This window comes from Rhodococcus sp. NPDC080181 (assembly GCF_040702225.1).
GTDB classification, from domain to species: Bacteria; Actinomycetota; Actinomycetes; order Mycobacteriales; family Mycobacteriaceae; genus Rhodococcoides; species Rhodococcoides fascians.
The window spans coordinates 1-1,132 of record NZ_JBFBKN010000072.1 but is presented as its reverse complement, the minus strand read 5'-3'; the positions used below and the strand labels follow the sequence as shown (position 1 = coordinate 1,132).

Genomic DNA, 1,132 nt, shown 5'->3' with positions numbered 1-1,132 from the left:
TTCGTCCACCAGTTAATTCTACGAAAACCGCAACTTTAAAAGTACATCTACACCGCGTGTCGCGTTATCGTATCGGCGTAACTTAACGGCATTGCCCCGTGCCGAGCGCTGTGCCATCCGTAGGCCGCGACCCCGGCGGTGATCGTCGCCGTGACCGACACGATCACCCATAGGGGCAGCGAATTGCCCAGACTGAAGGCCATTCCGCGGTTGAAGGCGAGCCGCAATTCGAGGATCGGTAGTGGGATCGGAGAGCCGACCAATGCTTCTTGCGCCCAGTAGTCGACGGTCAGCGCGGTAGCGACCAATGTCAGCACGAGAGTCACTGCGTAAGCACGCAGCCGCGTGGGAGACGTGGTGGGCGAGCGGTTCACGGATCCTCGTTCTCGGGTGTGTATCTCGGACAGGTGCTGGGTGTCGACGGAAGGGGATCGGTCACCGCCGCAGAGTTGCCATCACATAAAATACTATGCACCATAGTAGTTGATGAACGGCAGAGGCTCCTCCGGTACCGGCTGCACGCGCGTGCCGTCATGAGATCGGCTCCCGGCATCGAGCCCGGGCCTCGACCTCTCGTCTACGACCCGAGCCGGGCGCGGTGGGTGACCGGCAGCAACGGAGTCCGCGCGTGGATCCGGCTCCTCGCCGCCGCCTCATCCGGGCTGATGTTGTATGCCACATTCCCGCCCATCGATCTGTGGTTTCTCGCTCCGGTAGCACTTGCAATGCTGCTGTTGGCTGTGCGCGGGCGAGGGGCGCGTGCGGGGGCCGGCTACGGCTTCGTCGCCGGCTCGGCGTTCTTCGTGCCTCTGCTGCCGTGGGTGGGGGAGTACGTCGGATCGGTGCCGTGGCTGGCGCTGTCCGTCGTTCAAGCACTCTTCGTGGCACTGTTCGGTGCGGTAGCGGATCGGATGTCCCGACTGCCGTGGGCGCCGGTCTGGGTGGCGAGCGCCTGGGTGGCGATGGAAGCGGCACGATCTCGGGTCCCGTTCGGCGGCTTCCCTTGGGGCCGCATCGCATTCGGTCAATCCGACGGGCCGCTGCTGCCTCTGGCTGCGGTGATCGGCGCGCCGGGGTTGTCGTTCGTCGTGGTGCTGATCGGGTCCGCTCTGGCCGGCGTCGTTGCCTCCGG

General features: G+C 64.9%; 1 protein-coding gene and 1 pseudogene. One reads left to right on the top strand and one right to left on the bottom strand.

The window, feature by feature from the left end:
• Nucleotides 1–47: 47 nt before the first annotated feature.
• Entirely contained in the window at nt 48–374 is a 327-nt protein-coding gene (locus AB0O58_RS26760) for a hypothetical protein (RefSeq protein WP_366239039.1), read from the bottom strand.
• A 159-nt stretch (nt 375–533) separates the two neighbouring features.
• On the opposite strand from AB0O58_RS26760, the pseudogene AB0O58_RS26755 reads away from it, so the two are divergent.
• A pseudogene (locus AB0O58_RS26755) lies at nt 534–1,132 on the top strand (apolipoprotein N-acyltransferase); the annotation flags it as partial.